Below are 14,789 nucleotides of genomic sequence, written 5' to 3'. Positions count from 1 at the left end.
TCCACTCGGAGCCCTAGTCGTGGTCGGCGGAGTTGTCCTGGGGGTCGTAGCCCAGCACGTCGCGCGCTGGCTGGAGGGAGTAGTACTTCCGGTCGTTGTCGGAGATGCCGTAGACGACCTCGTAGTCGTAGTCGGCGCGGATGCAGCGGTCGAACAGGTGCGCGCAGTCGCGGTAGGAGAGCCACATCGCCTGTCCGCGCTCGTAGTCGATTGGCGGGTGGTCCTTCGTCAGGTTCCCGATGCGGACGCAGACGACCGAGAGGTCGTACATGTCGTGGTAGTACCGGCCGAGCGTCTCCCCGGCGGCCTTCGAGACGCCGTAGAGGTTCTTCGGGCGAGGGAGTTCGCTGCCGTCGAGGCGGTAGTCGCTCACGGTCCGATATATCTGGGGCGTCCGTTCGAGTTCGTACGCTCCGACGGCGTGGTTCGAGGAGGCGAAGGCGACCTTCTCGACGCCGCTCTCGACGGCCGCCTCGAAGACGGCGTGGGTCCCGTCGATGTTGTTGGCGAGCACGGAGTCCCAGGGGGCTTCGGGACGGGGGTCGCCGGCGAGGTGGACGACGACGTCGATGCCCTCCATCGCGGCGAGGAGGGCGGACTCGTCGGTAATGTCCGCGACGAAGTACTCGTACTCCGTGAGTTCACCCGTCGGTGGGTCACGGTCGAGTAGTCGCCAGTCGTGAGCGTCGTCGAGACCGCCGAGTATGGCGGTGCCGACGCGCCCGGCCGCCCCCGTGAGTAGGACCCGCGCCATTTACTGAATGAGTGGTGAGTGGGTGTGATGAAAGGCGCGGTTCCCGTGAGCGACCGAGCGAAGCGAGGGAGCGAACGGGAATCAGCGAGACGCCCATGGCGTCTCGCGCGATTCCCGCGAGGGAGCGGAGCGAGAGCGAACGAGCGACGTGGTGCCTGCGAACGCGCCCTCACTACTCCTCGTCCAGCAACCCGAGCACCGTCTCGCGGAGGTCCGTCGGGTCCTCGGCGAGGGCGTCGACGCCGTCGACGGTCGGCACGGACTCGTCGTACTTGAAGCGGACGACGGTCGCGCCAGCGTCAGACGCCGCCCGGACGCCGTGGACGGAGTCCTCGACGACGACGCAGTGCTCGGGTTCGACGCCGAGTTCGGCGGCGGCGTGCTCGTAGATGGCGGGTGCGGGCTTGCCCGGTCCGTCGAGGTCCATCGCGCTGACGACGACGTCCAGCGGGTCGAGGTCGAACCGGTCGACGACGGTCGATATCCAGGCGTGTGGCGAGGAGGAGACGACGCCGAGACCCCGGTCGCGACTGCGAACCGCGTCGAACAGCGCGTCGATGCCCGGCGTCTGCGTCACCGTCGTCCCGTAGATGTCCTCTGCCCGGTCCTCGAAACGGCGAGCGTAGTGTTCGACGCTTCGCGGGAAGCCGTACTCCGCGTCGAGTTCGGCGAGGCTCTCGCGGTAGTTGCGGCCCGTCACCTCGTCGAGCGTCGGCGTCCCGCGCTCTGCCTCGCCGAACACCTCCTCGGTCCAGAACCGCTGCCAGTGGGGTTCGGAGTCGACGAGGACGCCGTCCATGTCGAACAGCACCGCTCGGAATCGGTTCACGTCCGGTCGTTTCCTGGAGCGAGCAAGGGTGTTCCGAACCGGGAACGAGGCGTCGAAGAACGAGTGGAGAGGTCCGCAGACCGACTCAGTCGTGTTTCGATTCGAGGCGGGCGAACGCGAGCGACCCGGAGACGTTGTCGATGTACGCCTCGACGACGTCGCCCTCCTGTGCGCCGGGGACGAAGACGGTGTACTCGCCGCGTTCGGCGACGCCGTCGCCCTTGCGGCCGGTGGAGGTGATCTCCAGCGTGTACGTGTTGCCCTCCTCGATGGCGTCGCGCTGCTGCTGTTGCTGGTTCGAGCGACGCTGCTTGGAGACGGGACGGAACGCACCGCAGGCGTCACAGCGGAGCATCGGCGTACGGTCCTCGGTGACGAGGCGGGTGTCGGGCAGGCCACACTCGCCACAGATGACGTACGTCTCGACGTACGACTCGACGGCGGCGTCGAAGTCCGACCCGCTGAACGACCCGTTGTAGCGGCCGACGCCCTCCTCCAGTTTCCCGTTGGTCCCGAGTTCGCGCTGGACGAACCGGTGGAGGTGGTCGCTCTCGCGGGAGAGGGTGTCGGCGATGTCCTCCAGGTTCGTCAATCGCGTGAACGCACCGTCCTTCTGTGCTTCGGCGTCGGGGACGGAGAGGCGCTGGCCGCTGGAGTCGATGTCCGGGACGTTCTCCATCGCCCGGTCGAGTGATGATTCGTAGTCCATGGGTGTGGAAGGTGATTCGGCCGTTTACGCGTTGCGTGTTGGACGTTGGCGTATCGACAGGCGTCTCGGGGGCTCACGGTCCCGAACTCGACGGAACGCGGCGAGACTCGCCGGTCTTATACGGCGAGCGACGAAACCGCCGCATATGGACCCCACGGACGCCGAAGCCGCCTGTTTCGAGGCGGGAATCAAGTTCGGGACCCTGTATCACCAGTTCGCGGGCACCCCCGTCAGCCCCGAGAGCGCCCCGAGTCTCGAACGGGCGATGGAGGAGGCCATCGAGAACCAGCCGTTCTGTGCGGACTGCAGCGTGGACGTCCTCGCCGACGAACTCGACACGACCCACGACTACACGGAACTCACCGGCGAGTACATGGAGGTGCGGATGCGCATCGAGTACGGGGACCGGGTCGTCCACACGGAGATGGCGATGGAGGACGGCTACCCGCTGATGCGCGTCGTCGACGTGAGCGAGCGGTAGTACCGACGACCGAGGAGAATCTCGACAGGGGGCTTCCGACGACCGGTCCATCCGGCGTCCCGGTCCCGTAGGTGCGAACCGACTCGACACCGCTCGAAACCCACGCTTTCACTTTCAGTTTCGGGCGGGTACTTATACTCGCCGCTGTCGAACCCCGTGCCATGAGCCAATCGACCCTCGACGACGACGAACTGTTCGGCGAGGCGGCCAGCGAGATTCGCGCCGACGTGGAGGAGCACCTCGACGCCGCACGCGCCGAACTCCCCGACCCCGAGTCCATCTGGGAGGTCGAGGCGGAGAACACGCTCGGCGTGCTCAACGCGCTCCGCGGGACGCTCGACGTCGGTGACGCCGAGGACCACCTCCGGGACGCCCGCAAGTGGTACACGATGGGCCAGCGCGCCGACGCGTTCGACGACGCCGACGACCTGGAGGAGGAGCTGGAGGCGCTCACCGAGGCGATGGAGGACATCGTCGAGGCCCGCGAGAAGGTCGGCGAACTCGCCAGCACGGTCCCACAGCTCCGGAGTCTGCTCGACGACCTGCACGCCGACGCGGAGGCGGAGGGCGCGGGCGACGACACGGACGATGTCGAGGAAGCGGAGGCCGATGGCGGGGAAGACGAGGAAGAAGAGGAAGACGAGGAGTAATCGGCACGTCTCAGCTCTCGGAGACGGGACGACCCGCCGTCACCCCGGGGCCTGGTAGGTGTCGGCCGTCAACCCCCTCGCGAGCGAACTGATGAGGAGGCTCATCACCTGGTCGTAATCGGCCGCTCCGTCGTCGTCGCCCGCTCGCTGCGCGACCTGAAGGCCGACCGTCTCTAACACGCCGAGGACCGTCGCCGGGTCGTACTCAGCGAACCGACCGTCGCTCCGTTCCTGCAACGACCGCACGAGCGGCAGCACGTCGGGCACGCTCTCCTCCTGTAGCTCTCTCAGTAGCTCCGGTGGGACGTTGCGGAACACGTCGCGGTAGTGCTCCCGCGTGAGGCTCCGGCGGACGAGCGGGTTCTCCTCCAGATGCGACTTGTAACGGTAGAGGAGTCGTTTGAGCCCCTCGTACGGCGTGGCCACGTCCTCCAGTTCCGAGCGTGTCTCCCGAGCGAACGCCTCGTTGCGACGTCGGAGTATCGCCACGTAGAACTCCGCCTTGGAGTCGAAGAAGCGATAGAAGATCGGTTTCGAGACGCCGACCGCGTCGGTGACGTCGGTTATCGTGGCCCGCTTCGGTCCGTACTGGACGAACAGGTCCTCGCCCGCACGGAGCAGGTCGGCTCTGATTCGCTCGCGTTCCTCGTCGTCGAATCCTGCCACACACTCGTTAGTCTGATTACCGAGATAAACGAATCGGTACGCCAGTATACTCTATTTACTTGCCCAGTATTTCGGTAGCGAGCCGTCCGCAGTCGTGTCTTTCGTGGGTAATCCTGCTCGACGGCCGACGCTCGACGGCCGATGGCGGGCGGACGTAGCCGTCAGCGGTCGGCCATCGCTGCCAGTAGTTCACAGAGCGCCGTCGCCGCTTCGTCGAGGAGCACCTCTCCCGCCTCGGCGTCGCCAGCGTCCGGGTCGCCGACCACGCCGTTCGGCGAGAACTCGTCGGTGTCGTACGCGAGGTTGACGCCCGCGACCCACTCGCCCCAGCGGTCGGCGGCCTCCTCGCGGGCGTCCTCGACGCGTTCCTCCCTGACCAGGTCGGGGACGACGTGCCGGAGTAGTGCGGTCTCGCGCGCTCCGGCGTGACCCATCGGCAGGTCGCTCGTGACGCCGTCGAACCACGTGAACGGGAGCGTGTAGGCCACGTCGTCGCGGGTGAGTCGACCGCAGACCTCCCGGAGCGCAGCGACGTTCCCGCCGTGCCCGTTGACGACGACCACGTGGTCGAACCCGTGGTGAGCGAGGCTCTCGACGACGTCCCCGACGTACGCTCGGAAGGTGTCTTCGCCCACCCAGAGCGTCCCCGCGAACGCGCGGTGTTCCTCCGAGACGCCGACCGGAACCGTGGGGGCGACGACCACCTCCTCGTCGTGGGCGTCCGCAGCCGTCTCCGCGACGGCGGCCGCGGCGAGGTGGTCGGTGCCCAGCGGTGCGTGCGGGCCGTGCTGTTCGGTGCTCCCGACCGGGAGGAGCGCGAGGCGCGTCTCGCACTCCGCGAGGTCCGTCCAGGTCCGCGCGGCGAGGTCCATACCCGTCGCTGCACGCGCGGCGTCTTGAATCGGTGGGAGCGACCGGGGAGACGCGAATCGTGAGGAGCGACCGAGGAGAGACGGGACCGGCAGGCCACAGCGCTTTCACGGGGGCACGCCTCAGAACCGACCATGGCCGACGACGACCGTACCCACGGCGTGACGTTCGAGAACTTCGACCCGGAGGACATCGACTACCCCATCTCGACCGACGACCTGCGCGACGAGTACGGCGACGTGACGCTCGACTTGCAGGGCGACGAGACCACCATCGGTGCAGTGTTGCAGGGGTACGAGGACGAGATTCAGAACCCCGACGACCTCCGACAGGCCGTGATGACGATGCTGAGCGACGACGCCGTCGGCCGAGAGGACTACTCCGACCGCGGAAGTACGGAGGAGAGCGGGCAGGAACACGACGAAGAGTCGTTGTAGGGCGTCCTCGACGCCCCATCCGGTGACTGTCGTACGGTGTGTCTGGCTGTGCTGTAGCCGGTCGCACGAATTCCCGGTATTGATGGACGTGTGCCGCGAGTGTCTCAGTCTCGGGTCGGCTCGACGTCGGTCACCACGACATCGTACCGTCTCTCGTCAGTGGTAGTTTCGATATCGTACGCTCCCCGCACGTCGACGTGAGTCGCTTCGGCGGTGTCTATCAGTCGGGTCAGTGCCTCGGTGAACGCGTCTTTGCCGTCGATGGTCTCCGGTGATTTGGTCATTGGATGCCTCTGAACGAGCAATCCGCGATTCAGGGGCAGTGCACAGAGAAGACGGTCTCCTAAGGGAATTGCCACGGTCGACAGGAACCGTGAGTCAATCGTTCATGCTGGATATCGAAGGCCAGCCGGATAAGTGCGCGGCATGGTGTACCATTACACCGCCGTTCGCACGTGGTGAGAGTCACCAGACCGAACGTTAATAGACGGATAGCATGGATGACCATGGCGAATGTGGAAACCCTTCGATACCGATGCCGAAGTGTGATGATATTGTGTGACGAACTGCAGAGTGAACGGATATGACCGGGAGTGACGAGTCCACCTCGGAGACGCTACCCAAGGATCAGACGGGGACGGAAGAGACGGCGGATACGCCGCCGATTGGTGATCGGCGCACGTTTTCGACTCACCTGACCGACTGTATTCGCGCCGCCAGAGCCAACGGTGTGAGCGTCGATGGTCGATGGACCATCTCGTCCTACGAGGTCGTCATCAGCGGCCAGCAGGTGACCATCCTCGATGCCGGGGAGCCGGGAGCCAGTGACGAGAACTGAACGCATCACCGATAGACCCACGCTCTCTGTCTAGCGGCTGAATCAGCTCCTTGCTACGTGAGAACGACTGACCCGACGTCTGCGTGAGCGAAGCGAGCGCGGTTCACCGCGAGACGCGCGAAGCGCGTCGAGTGGGCTCTCTCGTCGAGGGTTCTACGCCGCGCGGTGCGCCGGCGGCGTACCCGAGGCGAGAAACGGTCGTTAGTCGTCGTCGCTGCTCGTCCGGGCCTGACGCTGCTGGGCGCGCTCGATGAACTCTTCCGGAAGCTCGTCTATCTCGCCGGCCTGCACGCCCCAGAGGTGGGCGTAGAGGTCGTCGTTCGCGAGCAGGTCCTCGTGGCTGCCGCGTTCGACGATACGGCCGTCTTCGAGGACGACGATCTGGTCGGCGTCCTTGATGGTCGAGAGGCGGTGGGCGATGCTGAAGGTGGTCCGGTTCTCGGTCAACTGGTCGAGCGAGCGCTGGATGAGCATCTCCGTCTCGGTGTCGACGTCGCTGGTCGCCTCGTCGAGGACGAGAATCTCGGGGTCCTTCAGGATGGCCCGTGCGATGGAGATGCGCTGGCGCTGGCCGCCGGAGAGCTTCACACCGCGTTCGCCGACCTCGGTGTCGTACCCCTCCGGGAGGTTCTCGATGAACTCGTGGGCCTCGGCGGCCTTCGCGGCCTCGACGACCTCCTCTCTGGTCGCGCCGAACGTGCCGTAGGCGACGTTCTCCGCGACGCTCCCGTAGAAGAGGAACGTATCCTGTGAGACGTAGCCGATGTTCTGGCGGAGGCTCGGGATGGTGACGTCCCGGAGGTCCTGCCCGTCGATGGTGATGGCCCCCTCGTCCACGTCGTACATCCGGAGCAGGAGTTTCAGCACGGTGGACTTCCCTGCCCCGGTCGGGCCGACGAGCGCGAGCGTCTCGCCGCCCTCGACGTGGAACGAGACGTCCTCGACGATGGTCTCCTCCTCGTCGTAGCCGAACGTCACGTCGTCGTACACCACCTCGCCCTCGTCGACGACGAGTTCGTCGGCGTCGGGGTCCTCGACGATGCGCGACGGCTCGTCCATCAGCCCGAAGATGCGGGAACTGGAGGCGTGGGCGCGCTGGTACATGTTGATGATCTGGCCGAACTGCGCCATCGGCCAGATGAACCGCTGGGTGAACAACACGAAACCGACGAACTCCCCCGACGAGAGCGACCCGGTGAAGAACCAGGGGGCGCTCCCGGTCGCCTCGTAGGTGAGCACCCACCAGCCACCGACGAGGAACGTGCTGACGAAGCCGACGCCGGCCATCACGCGGAGACTCGGAAAGAACTTGATGCGCGTGCCGATGGCGTCCCAGTTGGCGTCGAAGTAGTCCTGCGAGACGTCGTCGACGCGGTCCGACTCGAAGTTCTCGGTGTTGGAGGTCTTGATGACCTGCACGCCGCCGAGGTTGTTCTCCAGCCGGGAGTTCATGTTCCCGACCGAGGAGCGCACGTCGGAGTACTTCGGCTGGATGGTCTGGATGAACTTGTACGTGAAGAAGCCGATGAGGGGGATGACGGAGAGCGTGACGACGGCGAGTTGCCAGTTCCAGTACAGCAGGATGCCCCCGATGCCGATGACCATCACGCCCAGGCGGAACGCCGAGTTCATCCCGTCGTTCAGAAATCGTTCGAGGCGGTTGACGTCGTTCGAGAGGATGGACATCATCTCGCCGGTCTGCTTCTCGGCGAAGAAGTCCATGTTCAGCCGCTGCATCTTGTCGTACGTGTCCGTCCGGATGTCGTGCTGGATGTTCTGCGCGAAGGAGTTCCACCCCCAGTTTCGGGTCCAGTGGAACGCCGCACCGCCGAAGAACGCGACCCCGATGAGGGCGACCGAGAGGAGCAGTTGGCCCTCGCGGGTGGGCGGAATCCAGGCCTGCGGGACGAACAGGAGGGAGAACTCTCGGGTCTGGTTGAAGATGGCGTCGATGGCGAGGGTGAGGAGGACGATGGGGAGGAGGTCGAGGATGCGGGCGGTGACGCTGGAGAGGATACCGACGACGAACGCGAACCGGTTCTCGGCACCGTACTCGGCGAACAGCCGTCGCATCGGGTTCTCCGCGTTCTCCCGTTGTTCCTCGAACGGGTCGTCCTCGTCCGCGGTGATGCTCATTGAGAACTGAATAGCTGTTCAGCGCGGAAAAGGGTTGGCAAACCGAGAGGCTGCGCCGATATCGGTACCGGTAATCGACTCCGCTTCGCGACGCCGAGAGCAGCGTCCCCGACGCCTCAAGAGGTACACGTCGTGTCGTACCCCGCCGCGTCGAGACAGTCGCCGACGGTGACGCCGTGGTCGGTGGTCCACTCGTAGGGGAGTTCGAGGACGTACTTCCCCTCGCCACTGTAGCTGAGCGACTCGCCGTCGACGCCCTCTGGCGGTTCCTCGGCGTGGTGAATCGCCGTCACCGTCCCGTTCGCGCTCACGAACACGATGTCGATACCGAACGACATCCCGCGCATGACGAACGTCCGCGAGTCGGTGCCGTCGTGGACGAACCACATCCCCTCGTCCTCGCCCAGACTGTCGGTGTAGCTCAGACCGGCGTAGCGCTTCACGCGGTCGTCGGCGATTCGGACGTCGACGCTGCCGAGACGGCCCCCTCCGTCGCCCCCGTCGCCGCCGTCGTAGGCGGTGACGGTCGTCCGCTCGTAGTCGGTGGGTGGACCGGTAACCGAGAGGGCGAGGACCGGGTAGAGGGCGTATCCGAGGAGGACGACGGCGACGAGGCCGACGGCCACGACGAACGCCGCCGATCTCCCGTTGTTCATGGTACGAGGAGGTGTCTGCGGTGGGTAAGCGTTCCGTCCGGTGGTTCTACCCTCGACTGCGTCGGTGGCCGGGTCAGCGTCCCTCGATGGCCGTGGCGAGCGCCTTGAGGCGGTCGATGCGGTCGGCGGTCGAGGGGTGGGTCGCCGTCGCCACGCCCCCGAACCCGTGGGGGAGCAGGCAGAGGCCGTCGACGGTGAGCGTCCGGGCGTCCTCGGCGGGCGAGTCGGCCGAGTCGAGGGTGCGGAGCGCGCTCGCCAGCGCGGCCGGACTGCCGACCGCCAGCGCGCCAGCGCGGTCGGCGGCGAACTCCCGGTCGTGGGCGAGCCGTTCGCTCAGGTAGACGACCGGCGCGGCGGCGAGCCCGAGCATGACGCCGCCGAACAGGACGACGAACCCCGTCAGGACGGCCGCGCCGACGAGCGACCCGCCGGGCGCACCGGTCGCGGCGGCGGCCAGCGCGCCGGCACCGAACAGCACGGCGATGGCGGTGAACGTCACGGACTGGGAGACGCCGCGCGGCGTGATGGCGTCGAGCAGCGAGTACTCGCCGCGGGCGACGGCCGGGAGGAAGGAGGCCAGCGTCATCACCGCGGCGTCGTGGTTCTTCACGTGCGCGAGTTCGTGCGCGAGGACGGCGTCGAGCTGGGCGTCGTCGAGCGCGTCGAGCAGGCCCGTGGAGACGACGACCGTCGAGCGACGGGGGCTTCCGACCGCGAAACTGTTCGGCGTCTCGCTGTCGGCGACGGCGACCGTCGGCACCTGGACGTCGGCCTGCGCGGCGAGCCGGGTGACGCGAGCGTGGAGGTCGGGTCGCTCTCGCGGGCCGACGACTTCGGCGTCCACGGCGTCGAGGGTCTCCCGGCGCGTGTAGCGTAGCTGCACCCAGACGAACGCGGCGAGCGCGGGGACGCCGAGGGCCAGCCACGCGAGGGCAGGCGGGGCGCTGACGCCGAGCGCGTCACCCGCCGCGCCGGCGACGGGGGCGAGCCACGGTCTGACGAGGAGGGCGAGGACGGCGATGGCGAGCGCGTCGACGACGAGCACCGCCCCGAGGGTCGCTACCATCCGCTTGGTGAGCGCCGTATCGCGAGCGGGGAGGGAAGACATAGATTAATTGACGGACGCGAAACACATATATTTCCCGGAAAATAATACTTCTTCCGTGTACGCACCCCGCCGCGCAGCCCTCCTCGCGCTGTGTGCGATTGCGGTGGTTCTGGCCGCGTCGCTGTTCCCCGCGACGGGGCTCGGAACCTACCCCTCCGACGTCTGGAGCGGTGCGCCGGGTGGCCCGCCGATGTTCGGTTCGGGTGGCGACCCGGTCCAGCAGCCAGCCACTCCGGCCCAGCCACAACCCGCCACCGAGGAGACGACGACTGCCCCCACGACGACGTACGCACCGGCAGACAACTCCGACCCTCCCCGTGACGAGAGCAGTTCCGGCGGCGGGCTCTGGCCCGTCGCGTTACTGCTCGGGTTCGTCGCCGTACTCGGGCTCGCGTTGAACCGCCTCGGCTACGAGCGGCGCGGCTTCTGGCTCGTCCACGCGACCCTCCCGGACATCCCGCCCGCGTTCGTCAGGAGCGCGCTCGGCACCGTCCCCCGCGTGACGATGGGGTTCGTCGTCGGCCTCTCGGCGACGCTCCCGCGACTCCTCGACGACACCTCGACCGTCGTCGCTGCCGCCGGGTCGGCCGTCGGCACGGTCGCTCGCGGCGCCGCCCGAGCGACCGTCGTGACGGTCACCGCCGTTCCGGCCGCGTTCGCCGCCGGGGCGAGCGGTCTCACTAGCGGTATCGGAAGCGCCCTCGGTGCGCTGCCGGGGGCGGTCTCCTCGCTCGGCGGCCAGACCAGTCGCGAGTGGCCGTCGTCCGACACTGCAGCGAACACCTCCGCTGGCGACGACCGGGCCGACGCGGAGGCCCGCGGTCCGCTCACCGTCGAGGAGGCCTGGGCAGAGATGACCGCGCGGGTCCCGATTCGGAACCGCTCGGCCGCGACGCCGGGACAGTACGCTCGTGAGGCGGTCCGACGTGGACTACCCTCGCGGTCGGTCGGCACGCTCACCCGCGCCTTTCAGGAGGTTCGGTACGGCGACCGCGACGGGACCGGCGAGCGACTCGACGCCGCTCGCGACGCCTACGACGACATCGACGACGAGGGTGACGACGTATGAGGTGGCGCTCCCGGCTCCCGCTTCGGGCGCTCCTCTCGGTCGTCGCGGTCGGCACGCTCCTCGCCGCGACGGCCGTCCTCCTCGCTCCCGACCGGTTCGGTGCGCTCTCGTCGTTCGCCGACACCGCACGACCCGTGGTCTCGCTGGCGGCGTTCGTCGTCGGTGTGCTCGGGTTGCTGTTCGTCCTCCGCCTGCCGTCCCTCGGGTCGAGCGACGACACGCTCGACATCGACGACGCCGCCCCGGTCGACCGTGGCGACCCGCTCGGCCACGAGATCGACGCGGCGCTCGACACCTACAGCGAGACCCACGAGTGGGAGCGAATCAAGTCACGGCGGCTGGTTCGCGAACGCCTCTCCGCGGCCGTCGTCTACGTCCTCGTCGGGACCGAGGGCTGTTCGGAGGCCGAGGCGAGACGGCGACTCGCTCGCGGGACGTGGACCGACGACCCCATCGCGGCGTCGTTCCTCGCCGACGAGGGCGAGGTCGTCCTGCCGCTCCGTACCCGACTGGAGGAGTGGCTGAAGGGCGACCGGTTCGCCCGCCACGCCAGGACCGTCATCACGGCGCTCTCCGAGCGCTCGTCGCAGATTCGGCTGCCCGACGACTCGCTCGCTCGGCGGTCGAGTCGCGGCGGCGAGCGGACCCACGCGGTCCGCATCCGCGCCGACGGAGGGGAGCGATGAGCAGCACCGTCGAGCGGTCCGAAGACGAGTCGCTGAGAGACGTCTCCGTCGACGTAACCGACGAGGTGGACGAGGTATCGTCCGCCGAGTCGACCGACGATGCGACAGCAGACGCTACCGACGACGACGAGCGGGTCGTCTCCACGAGGGAGGTGGCCGTCGAGACGGAGGGTGTCGACCGGTGGTCGACGGGCGTCGTCCTGGCCCTGTTCGCCGGGGCGTCGGGCGTCGCACTGGAGAACCCGGTCGTGTTCCTCGGGGCGGTCGTCGGCTTCGCGTACGCCTGTTACGGCTACGTCACGCGACCGCCGCCGCTGGACGTCGACATCGAACGGACGGTGTCTGCGACCGCGCCGCTCCCCGGCGACACCGTCGGCGTCACGCTGGCGGTGACGAACGTGAGCGACCGCCCCATCGCGGACCTCCGAATCACGGACGGTGTGCCGGGAGCGCTCTCGGTCGAGGACGGGGAGTCCCGGGCGTGCGTGAGCCTCGGGTCGGACGAGTCGACCGTTCTGACCTACGAACTCCCGGCCCAGCGCGGCGACCACACGTTCACCGGGCCGCGACTCGTCGCCCGGAACGCGAGCGGGACGGTCCGCCGCGAGGTGACCGCCGACGTCGACTCGTCCATCAGCGTGGACACGACGCTCGACACGCCGACGCTCCACGGGCGGACGCTCCCGTACCCCGGACAGACCGCCACCGACGACGGTGGCGAGGGCATCGAGTTCTACAGCACGCGCCAGTACGCTCGCGGCGACCCGATGAACCGCATCGACTGGAAACGCTACGCGCGGACCAACGAACTGTCGACGGTGTCGTTCCGCGAGGACGAGGCGACGACGGTGTCGGTCATCGTCGACGACCGCGAGTCGGCACGCATCGCCCGTGAACCGGACGGCGAGACGGGCGCTTCGCTCGCCCGACACGCGGCGGGCCGCCTCGCCGGATCGTTGCTCGATACGAACGACCGCGTGGGCGTCGTCTCCCTGGCCGACGGCGGGTACGTGAAGCCGGCGACGGGGCGCGAACAGCGCGCTCGTATCACGCGATTCCTCGCGGACCCCGAGTCGATGCAGGGGCGACCCGGCGTCCTCGCCAACGTCTGTCGCTACGGGGTCGACCGGCTCTGTCGCCACCTCGACCGGCGCTCGCGGGTCGTCGTCTGCTCGCCGCTGACCGACGACGACGCGGTCGGGACGACGAAGACGCTCGCGGCACGCGGTCACGCGGTGACGGTCGTCTCTCCCGACATGACTCCCGACACGACTGGCGGTAACCTCGCACGCATCGAGCGGTCGAAGCGCGTCGACACGCTCCGGCGTGCCGGCGTCCGTGTCGTCGAGTGGTCGCCCGACGACGCGCTGGCGGTCGCGATGGCTCGCGCCGAACGGCGGTGGTCCGCGTGAGCGCCGACCGTCGCCCCAACCGCTTCGGGAGACGACTGACGCTCGGCATCGCTGCCGTGCTGGCCGTCGGACTGAGCTACGCGGTCGGCGTCGGCGTCCAGGCGCTGGTCGCCGTCGTCGGTGTGCTCGGCGTCTCGTGGGCCGTGGCCTGTCCCGACGGGGCCTCGGCGGGACGGCGGGCCGCCACGAGCATCGCCACGGTCTGCGGTCTCGGGATGCTCGCGCTCGGCATCGGCTACACCTACCCGCCGGTCCAGACCGCCGTCGTCGGGACCGGCGCGCTGGCCGTGCTCGCGCTCGGCGTGTCCCTCGGCGCGCGCTCTCTCACCGAGTCGCGGTTCCCCGACGTGCTCCAGTCGTCGGTGCTGGCGCTGGTCCTCGTCGTCGCGCTCTCGTTGCTCACCAACCCGGCCGCGCTCGCCGTCGTCGCCGACGGTGCCGTGGCGCTGTGGAACGTCGCTACCTCGACGCCGTTCGTCGCGCTGGTGTCGCTCCAGGTGGCGGCGGTGGCGCTGTTGCTCGCACTTCCCCCGACGACGCGGACACTCGAACGGTGGCTCCCGGAACGGGAGTCGGTCCACTCACACCGGCTCTCCGAGATGGGCATGACCGTCGCCGACGTCAGGTCTGCCCCGCGGCTGCTCGTCGTCGGGTTCGTCGCGGAGGTGTACGTCGCCATGCTCGCGCCGGGACTGCTCGACTGGGTGCTCGCCCAGCTTTCGGTGCTCGGGGGCGTCATCACCGCCGTGCTCGAATCCGGCGTCGTCCTCGCGGTCCTCCTGTTCCCGCTCGGCGTCTGTGGCGTCGTCCTCGTCGGGCGGCAGATACAGCGATTCGCCGTCGGCGTGGGCGACGAGGACCCGACCGGAACGGCGGCCGACGCCGCCGGCGGTCTGGTCGTCCCGCTCGTCGGTGCAGCGTGGTTGCTCACGCTCCCCTCGGCGTCCGTGACGCCCGTCGCGCCGCTGCTCGGCGGGTTCGGAGCGATAGGCCTCGTCGCGCTCGTGATGATCGTCGTCCTCCTCGGCGTGTTCGTCGCCTGGGACTTCGTCACCCTCCGGGACGGCCCCGGACTCGTCCCGCTGTCGGGGCACGGCCTCGCGGCGGGGCTGTTCGGGCTCGCGGTGCTCGTGGTCGCCGAACAGAGCGCCCCCGCGATTCTCGTGTTCGCCGGGTTCGCGGGTATCCTGCTCGTCTGGGACGGTGGCGAGTACGCCGCCACGCTCGGCGCGGAACTCCCGTCGGTCGACGGCCGACAGGGCGTACTCGCGCACACCACCGCCAGCGTCCTCGTCGGTGTCGTCGGCGTCACGGTGGCGATGCTCACCGTGTTCGTCGTCGGTCCCGCCGCGTCGGTGCCGTCGGGTGCTGGCACCGTCGCGCTGGCGCTGGCGCTGGTCGCTATCGTCGCGCTGGTGGCGACCGAGGCCTGAGTCTGGACTCCGTCTTCGCCCGGTCGCTGTCGCAAGGGTTATCGGCGGGCATCGG

The 14,789-nt window shown here is 68.4% G+C and carries 16 protein-coding genes; 7 read left to right on the top strand and 9 right to left on the bottom strand.

The window, feature by feature from the left end; genetic code table 11:
• Positions 1–13: 13 nt before the first annotated feature.
• From azf to MX571_RS02185, 3 genes are all read right to left on the bottom strand, one after another.
• Positions 14–754 carry an NAD-dependent glucose-6-phosphate dehydrogenase Azf gene (azf, locus tag MX571_RS02195; RefSeq protein WP_247413961.1) on the bottom strand — a complete coding sequence of 247 codons (741 nt, stop codon included), beginning with the start codon at positions 752–754 and terminating at the stop codon, positions 14–16.
• A gap of 172 nt (positions 755–926) precedes the next feature.
• Positions 927–1,583, bottom strand: a complete 657-nt coding sequence (locus tag MX571_RS02190; RefSeq protein ID WP_247413960.1) for an HAD family hydrolase — start codon at positions 1,581–1,583, stop codon at positions 927–929.
• Positions 1,584–1,668: 85 nt separating this feature from the next.
• Entirely contained in the window at positions 1,669–2,292 is a 624-nt protein-coding gene (locus MX571_RS02185; protein WP_247413959.1) for a translation initiation factor IF-2 subunit beta, read from the bottom strand.
• Between the two features lie 145 nt (positions 2,293–2,437).
• On the opposite strand from MX571_RS02185, the gene MX571_RS02180 reads away from it, so the two are divergent.
• Complete coding sequence (locus MX571_RS02180; RefSeq protein ID WP_247413958.1) at positions 2,438–2,773, top strand: dihydroneopterin aldolase family protein; 336 nt, start codon at positions 2,438–2,440, stop codon at positions 2,771–2,773.
• Positions 2,774–2,934: 161 nt separating this feature from the next.
• Entirely contained in the window at positions 2,935–3,423 is a 489-nt protein-coding gene (locus MX571_RS02175; protein ID WP_247413957.1) for a DUF5790 family protein, read from the top strand.
• Positions 3,424–3,462: 39 nt separating this feature from the next.
• Here the strand turns inward: MX571_RS02175 and MX571_RS02170 are convergent, their stop codons facing one another.
• Entirely contained in the window at positions 3,463–4,089 is a 627-nt protein-coding gene (locus MX571_RS02170; protein ID WP_247413956.1) for a TetR/AcrR family transcriptional regulator, read from the bottom strand.
• 161 nt (positions 4,090–4,250) lie between these two features.
• Positions 4,251–4,961: a creatininase family protein gene (locus MX571_RS02165; RefSeq protein ID WP_247413955.1), complete on the bottom strand. Its 711-nt coding sequence runs from the start codon at positions 4,959–4,961 to the stop codon at positions 4,251–4,253.
• 132 nt (positions 4,962–5,093) lie between these two features.
• On the opposite strand from MX571_RS02165, the gene MX571_RS02160 reads away from it, so the two are divergent.
• A complete protein-coding gene (locus MX571_RS02160; RefSeq protein ID WP_247413954.1) occupies positions 5,094–5,396 on the top strand; it encodes a DUF5789 family protein in 303 nt (100 codons plus the stop codon).
• A gap of 104 nt (positions 5,397–5,500) precedes the next feature.
• On the opposite strand, the gene MX571_RS02155 is transcribed toward MX571_RS02160, so the two are convergent.
• The 4 genes from MX571_RS02155 to MX571_RS02140 form a co-directional block, all read right to left on the bottom strand.
• Positions 5,501–5,680, bottom strand: a complete 180-nt coding sequence (locus tag MX571_RS02155; protein WP_247413953.1) for a hypothetical protein — start codon at positions 5,678–5,680, stop codon at positions 5,501–5,503.
• A gap of 755 nt (positions 5,681–6,435) precedes the next feature.
• Positions 6,436–8,370 (bottom strand): ABC transporter ATP-binding protein, encoded by a 1,935-nt coding sequence (locus MX571_RS02150; RefSeq protein WP_247413952.1) that lies wholly within the window; start codon positions 8,368–8,370, stop codon positions 6,436–6,438.
• 116 nt (positions 8,371–8,486) lie between these two features.
• On the bottom strand, positions 8,487–9,026 hold the full coding sequence (locus tag MX571_RS02145; RefSeq protein ID WP_247413951.1) for a DUF192 domain-containing protein: 540 nt from the start codon (positions 9,024–9,026) through the stop codon (positions 8,487–8,489).
• Between the two features lie 73 nt (positions 9,027–9,099).
• Entirely contained in the window at positions 9,100–10,134 is a 1,035-nt protein-coding gene (locus MX571_RS02140; RefSeq protein ID WP_247413950.1) for a M48 family metalloprotease, read from the bottom strand.
• A 55-nt stretch (positions 10,135–10,189) separates the two neighbouring features.
• Here MX571_RS02140 and MX571_RS22635 point away from each other — a divergent pair, with 55 nt between their 5' ends.
• From MX571_RS22635 to MX571_RS02120, 4 genes are read left to right on the top strand one after another with little or no spacing between them, the layout of a single operon-like run.
• Positions 10,190–11,203, top strand: a complete 1,014-nt coding sequence (locus MX571_RS22635) for a DUF4129 domain-containing protein (protein ID WP_247413949.1) — start codon at positions 10,190–10,192, stop codon at positions 11,201–11,203.
• Positions 11,200–11,889 carry a DUF7269 family protein gene (locus MX571_RS02130; RefSeq protein ID WP_247413948.1) on the top strand — a complete coding sequence of 230 codons (690 nt, stop codon included), beginning with the start codon at positions 11,200–11,202 and terminating at the stop codon, positions 11,887–11,889. Before MX571_RS22635 ends, MX571_RS02130 begins: the two co-directional genes overlap by 4 nt.
• Positions 11,886–13,301: a DUF58 domain-containing protein gene (locus tag MX571_RS02125; RefSeq protein WP_247413947.1), complete on the top strand. Its 1,416-nt coding sequence runs from the start codon at positions 11,886–11,888 to the stop codon at positions 13,299–13,301. Before MX571_RS02130 ends, MX571_RS02125 begins: the two co-directional genes overlap by 4 nt.
• Positions 13,298–14,734, top strand: coding sequence for a hypothetical protein (locus MX571_RS02120; protein WP_247413946.1), 1,437 nt, complete (start codon positions 13,298–13,300; stop codon positions 14,732–14,734). The genes MX571_RS02125 and MX571_RS02120 overlap by 4 nt, the downstream gene beginning before the upstream one ends.
• Positions 14,735–14,789: the final 55 nt, after the last annotated feature.

It is taken from the genome of Halomarina salina, assembly GCF_023074835.1.
GTDB classification, from domain to species: Archaea; Halobacteriota; Halobacteria; order Halobacteriales; family Haloarculaceae; genus Halomarina; species Halomarina salina.
The sequence above is the reverse complement of the archived record's forward strand: the minus strand, read 5'-3'. Positions and strand labels throughout refer to the sequence as shown.

What these genes read in the sequence shown, in the direction of transcription:
- MX571_RS02175 (WP_247413957.1), top strand. Translation starts at nt 2,935, where the DNA reads ATGAGCCAATCGACCCTCGACGACGACGAACTGTTCGGCGAGGCGGCC.
- MX571_RS02155 (WP_247413953.1), bottom strand. Translation starts at nt 5,680, where the DNA reads ATGACCAAATCACCGGAGACCATCGACGGCAAAGACGCGTTCACCGAG.
- MX571_RS02150 (WP_247413952.1), bottom strand. Translation starts at nt 8,370, where the DNA reads ATGAGCATCACCGCGGACGAGGACGACCCGTTCGAGGAACAACGGGAG.
- MX571_RS02160 (WP_247413954.1), top strand. Translation starts at nt 5,094, where the DNA reads ATGGCCGACGACGACCGTACCCACGGCGTGACGTTCGAGAACTTCGAC.
- MX571_RS02180 (WP_247413958.1), top strand. Translation starts at nt 2,438, where the DNA reads ATGGACCCCACGGACGCCGAAGCCGCCTGTTTCGAGGCGGGAATCAAG.
- azf (WP_247413961.1), bottom strand. Translation starts at nt 754, where the DNA reads ATGGCGCGGGTCCTACTCACGGGGGCGGCCGGGCGCGTCGGCACCGCC.
- MX571_RS02125 (WP_247413947.1), top strand. Translation starts at nt 11,886, where the DNA reads ATGAGCAGCACCGTCGAGCGGTCCGAAGACGAGTCGCTGAGAGACGTC.
- MX571_RS02145 (WP_247413951.1), bottom strand. Translation starts at nt 9,026, where the DNA reads ATGAACAACGGGAGATCGGCGGCGTTCGTCGTGGCCGTCGGCCTCGTC.
- MX571_RS02140 (WP_247413950.1), bottom strand. Translation starts at nt 10,134, where the DNA reads ATGTCTTCCCTCCCCGCTCGCGATACGGCGCTCACCAAGCGGATGGTA.
- MX571_RS02165 (WP_247413955.1), bottom strand. Translation starts at nt 4,961, where the DNA reads ATGGACCTCGCCGCGCGGACCTGGACGGACCTCGCGGAGTGCGAGACG.
- MX571_RS02185 (WP_247413959.1), bottom strand. Translation starts at nt 2,292, where the DNA reads ATGGACTACGAATCATCACTCGACCGGGCGATGGAGAACGTCCCGGAC.
- MX571_RS02130 (WP_247413948.1), top strand. Translation starts at nt 11,200, where the DNA reads ATGAGGTGGCGCTCCCGGCTCCCGCTTCGGGCGCTCCTCTCGGTCGTC.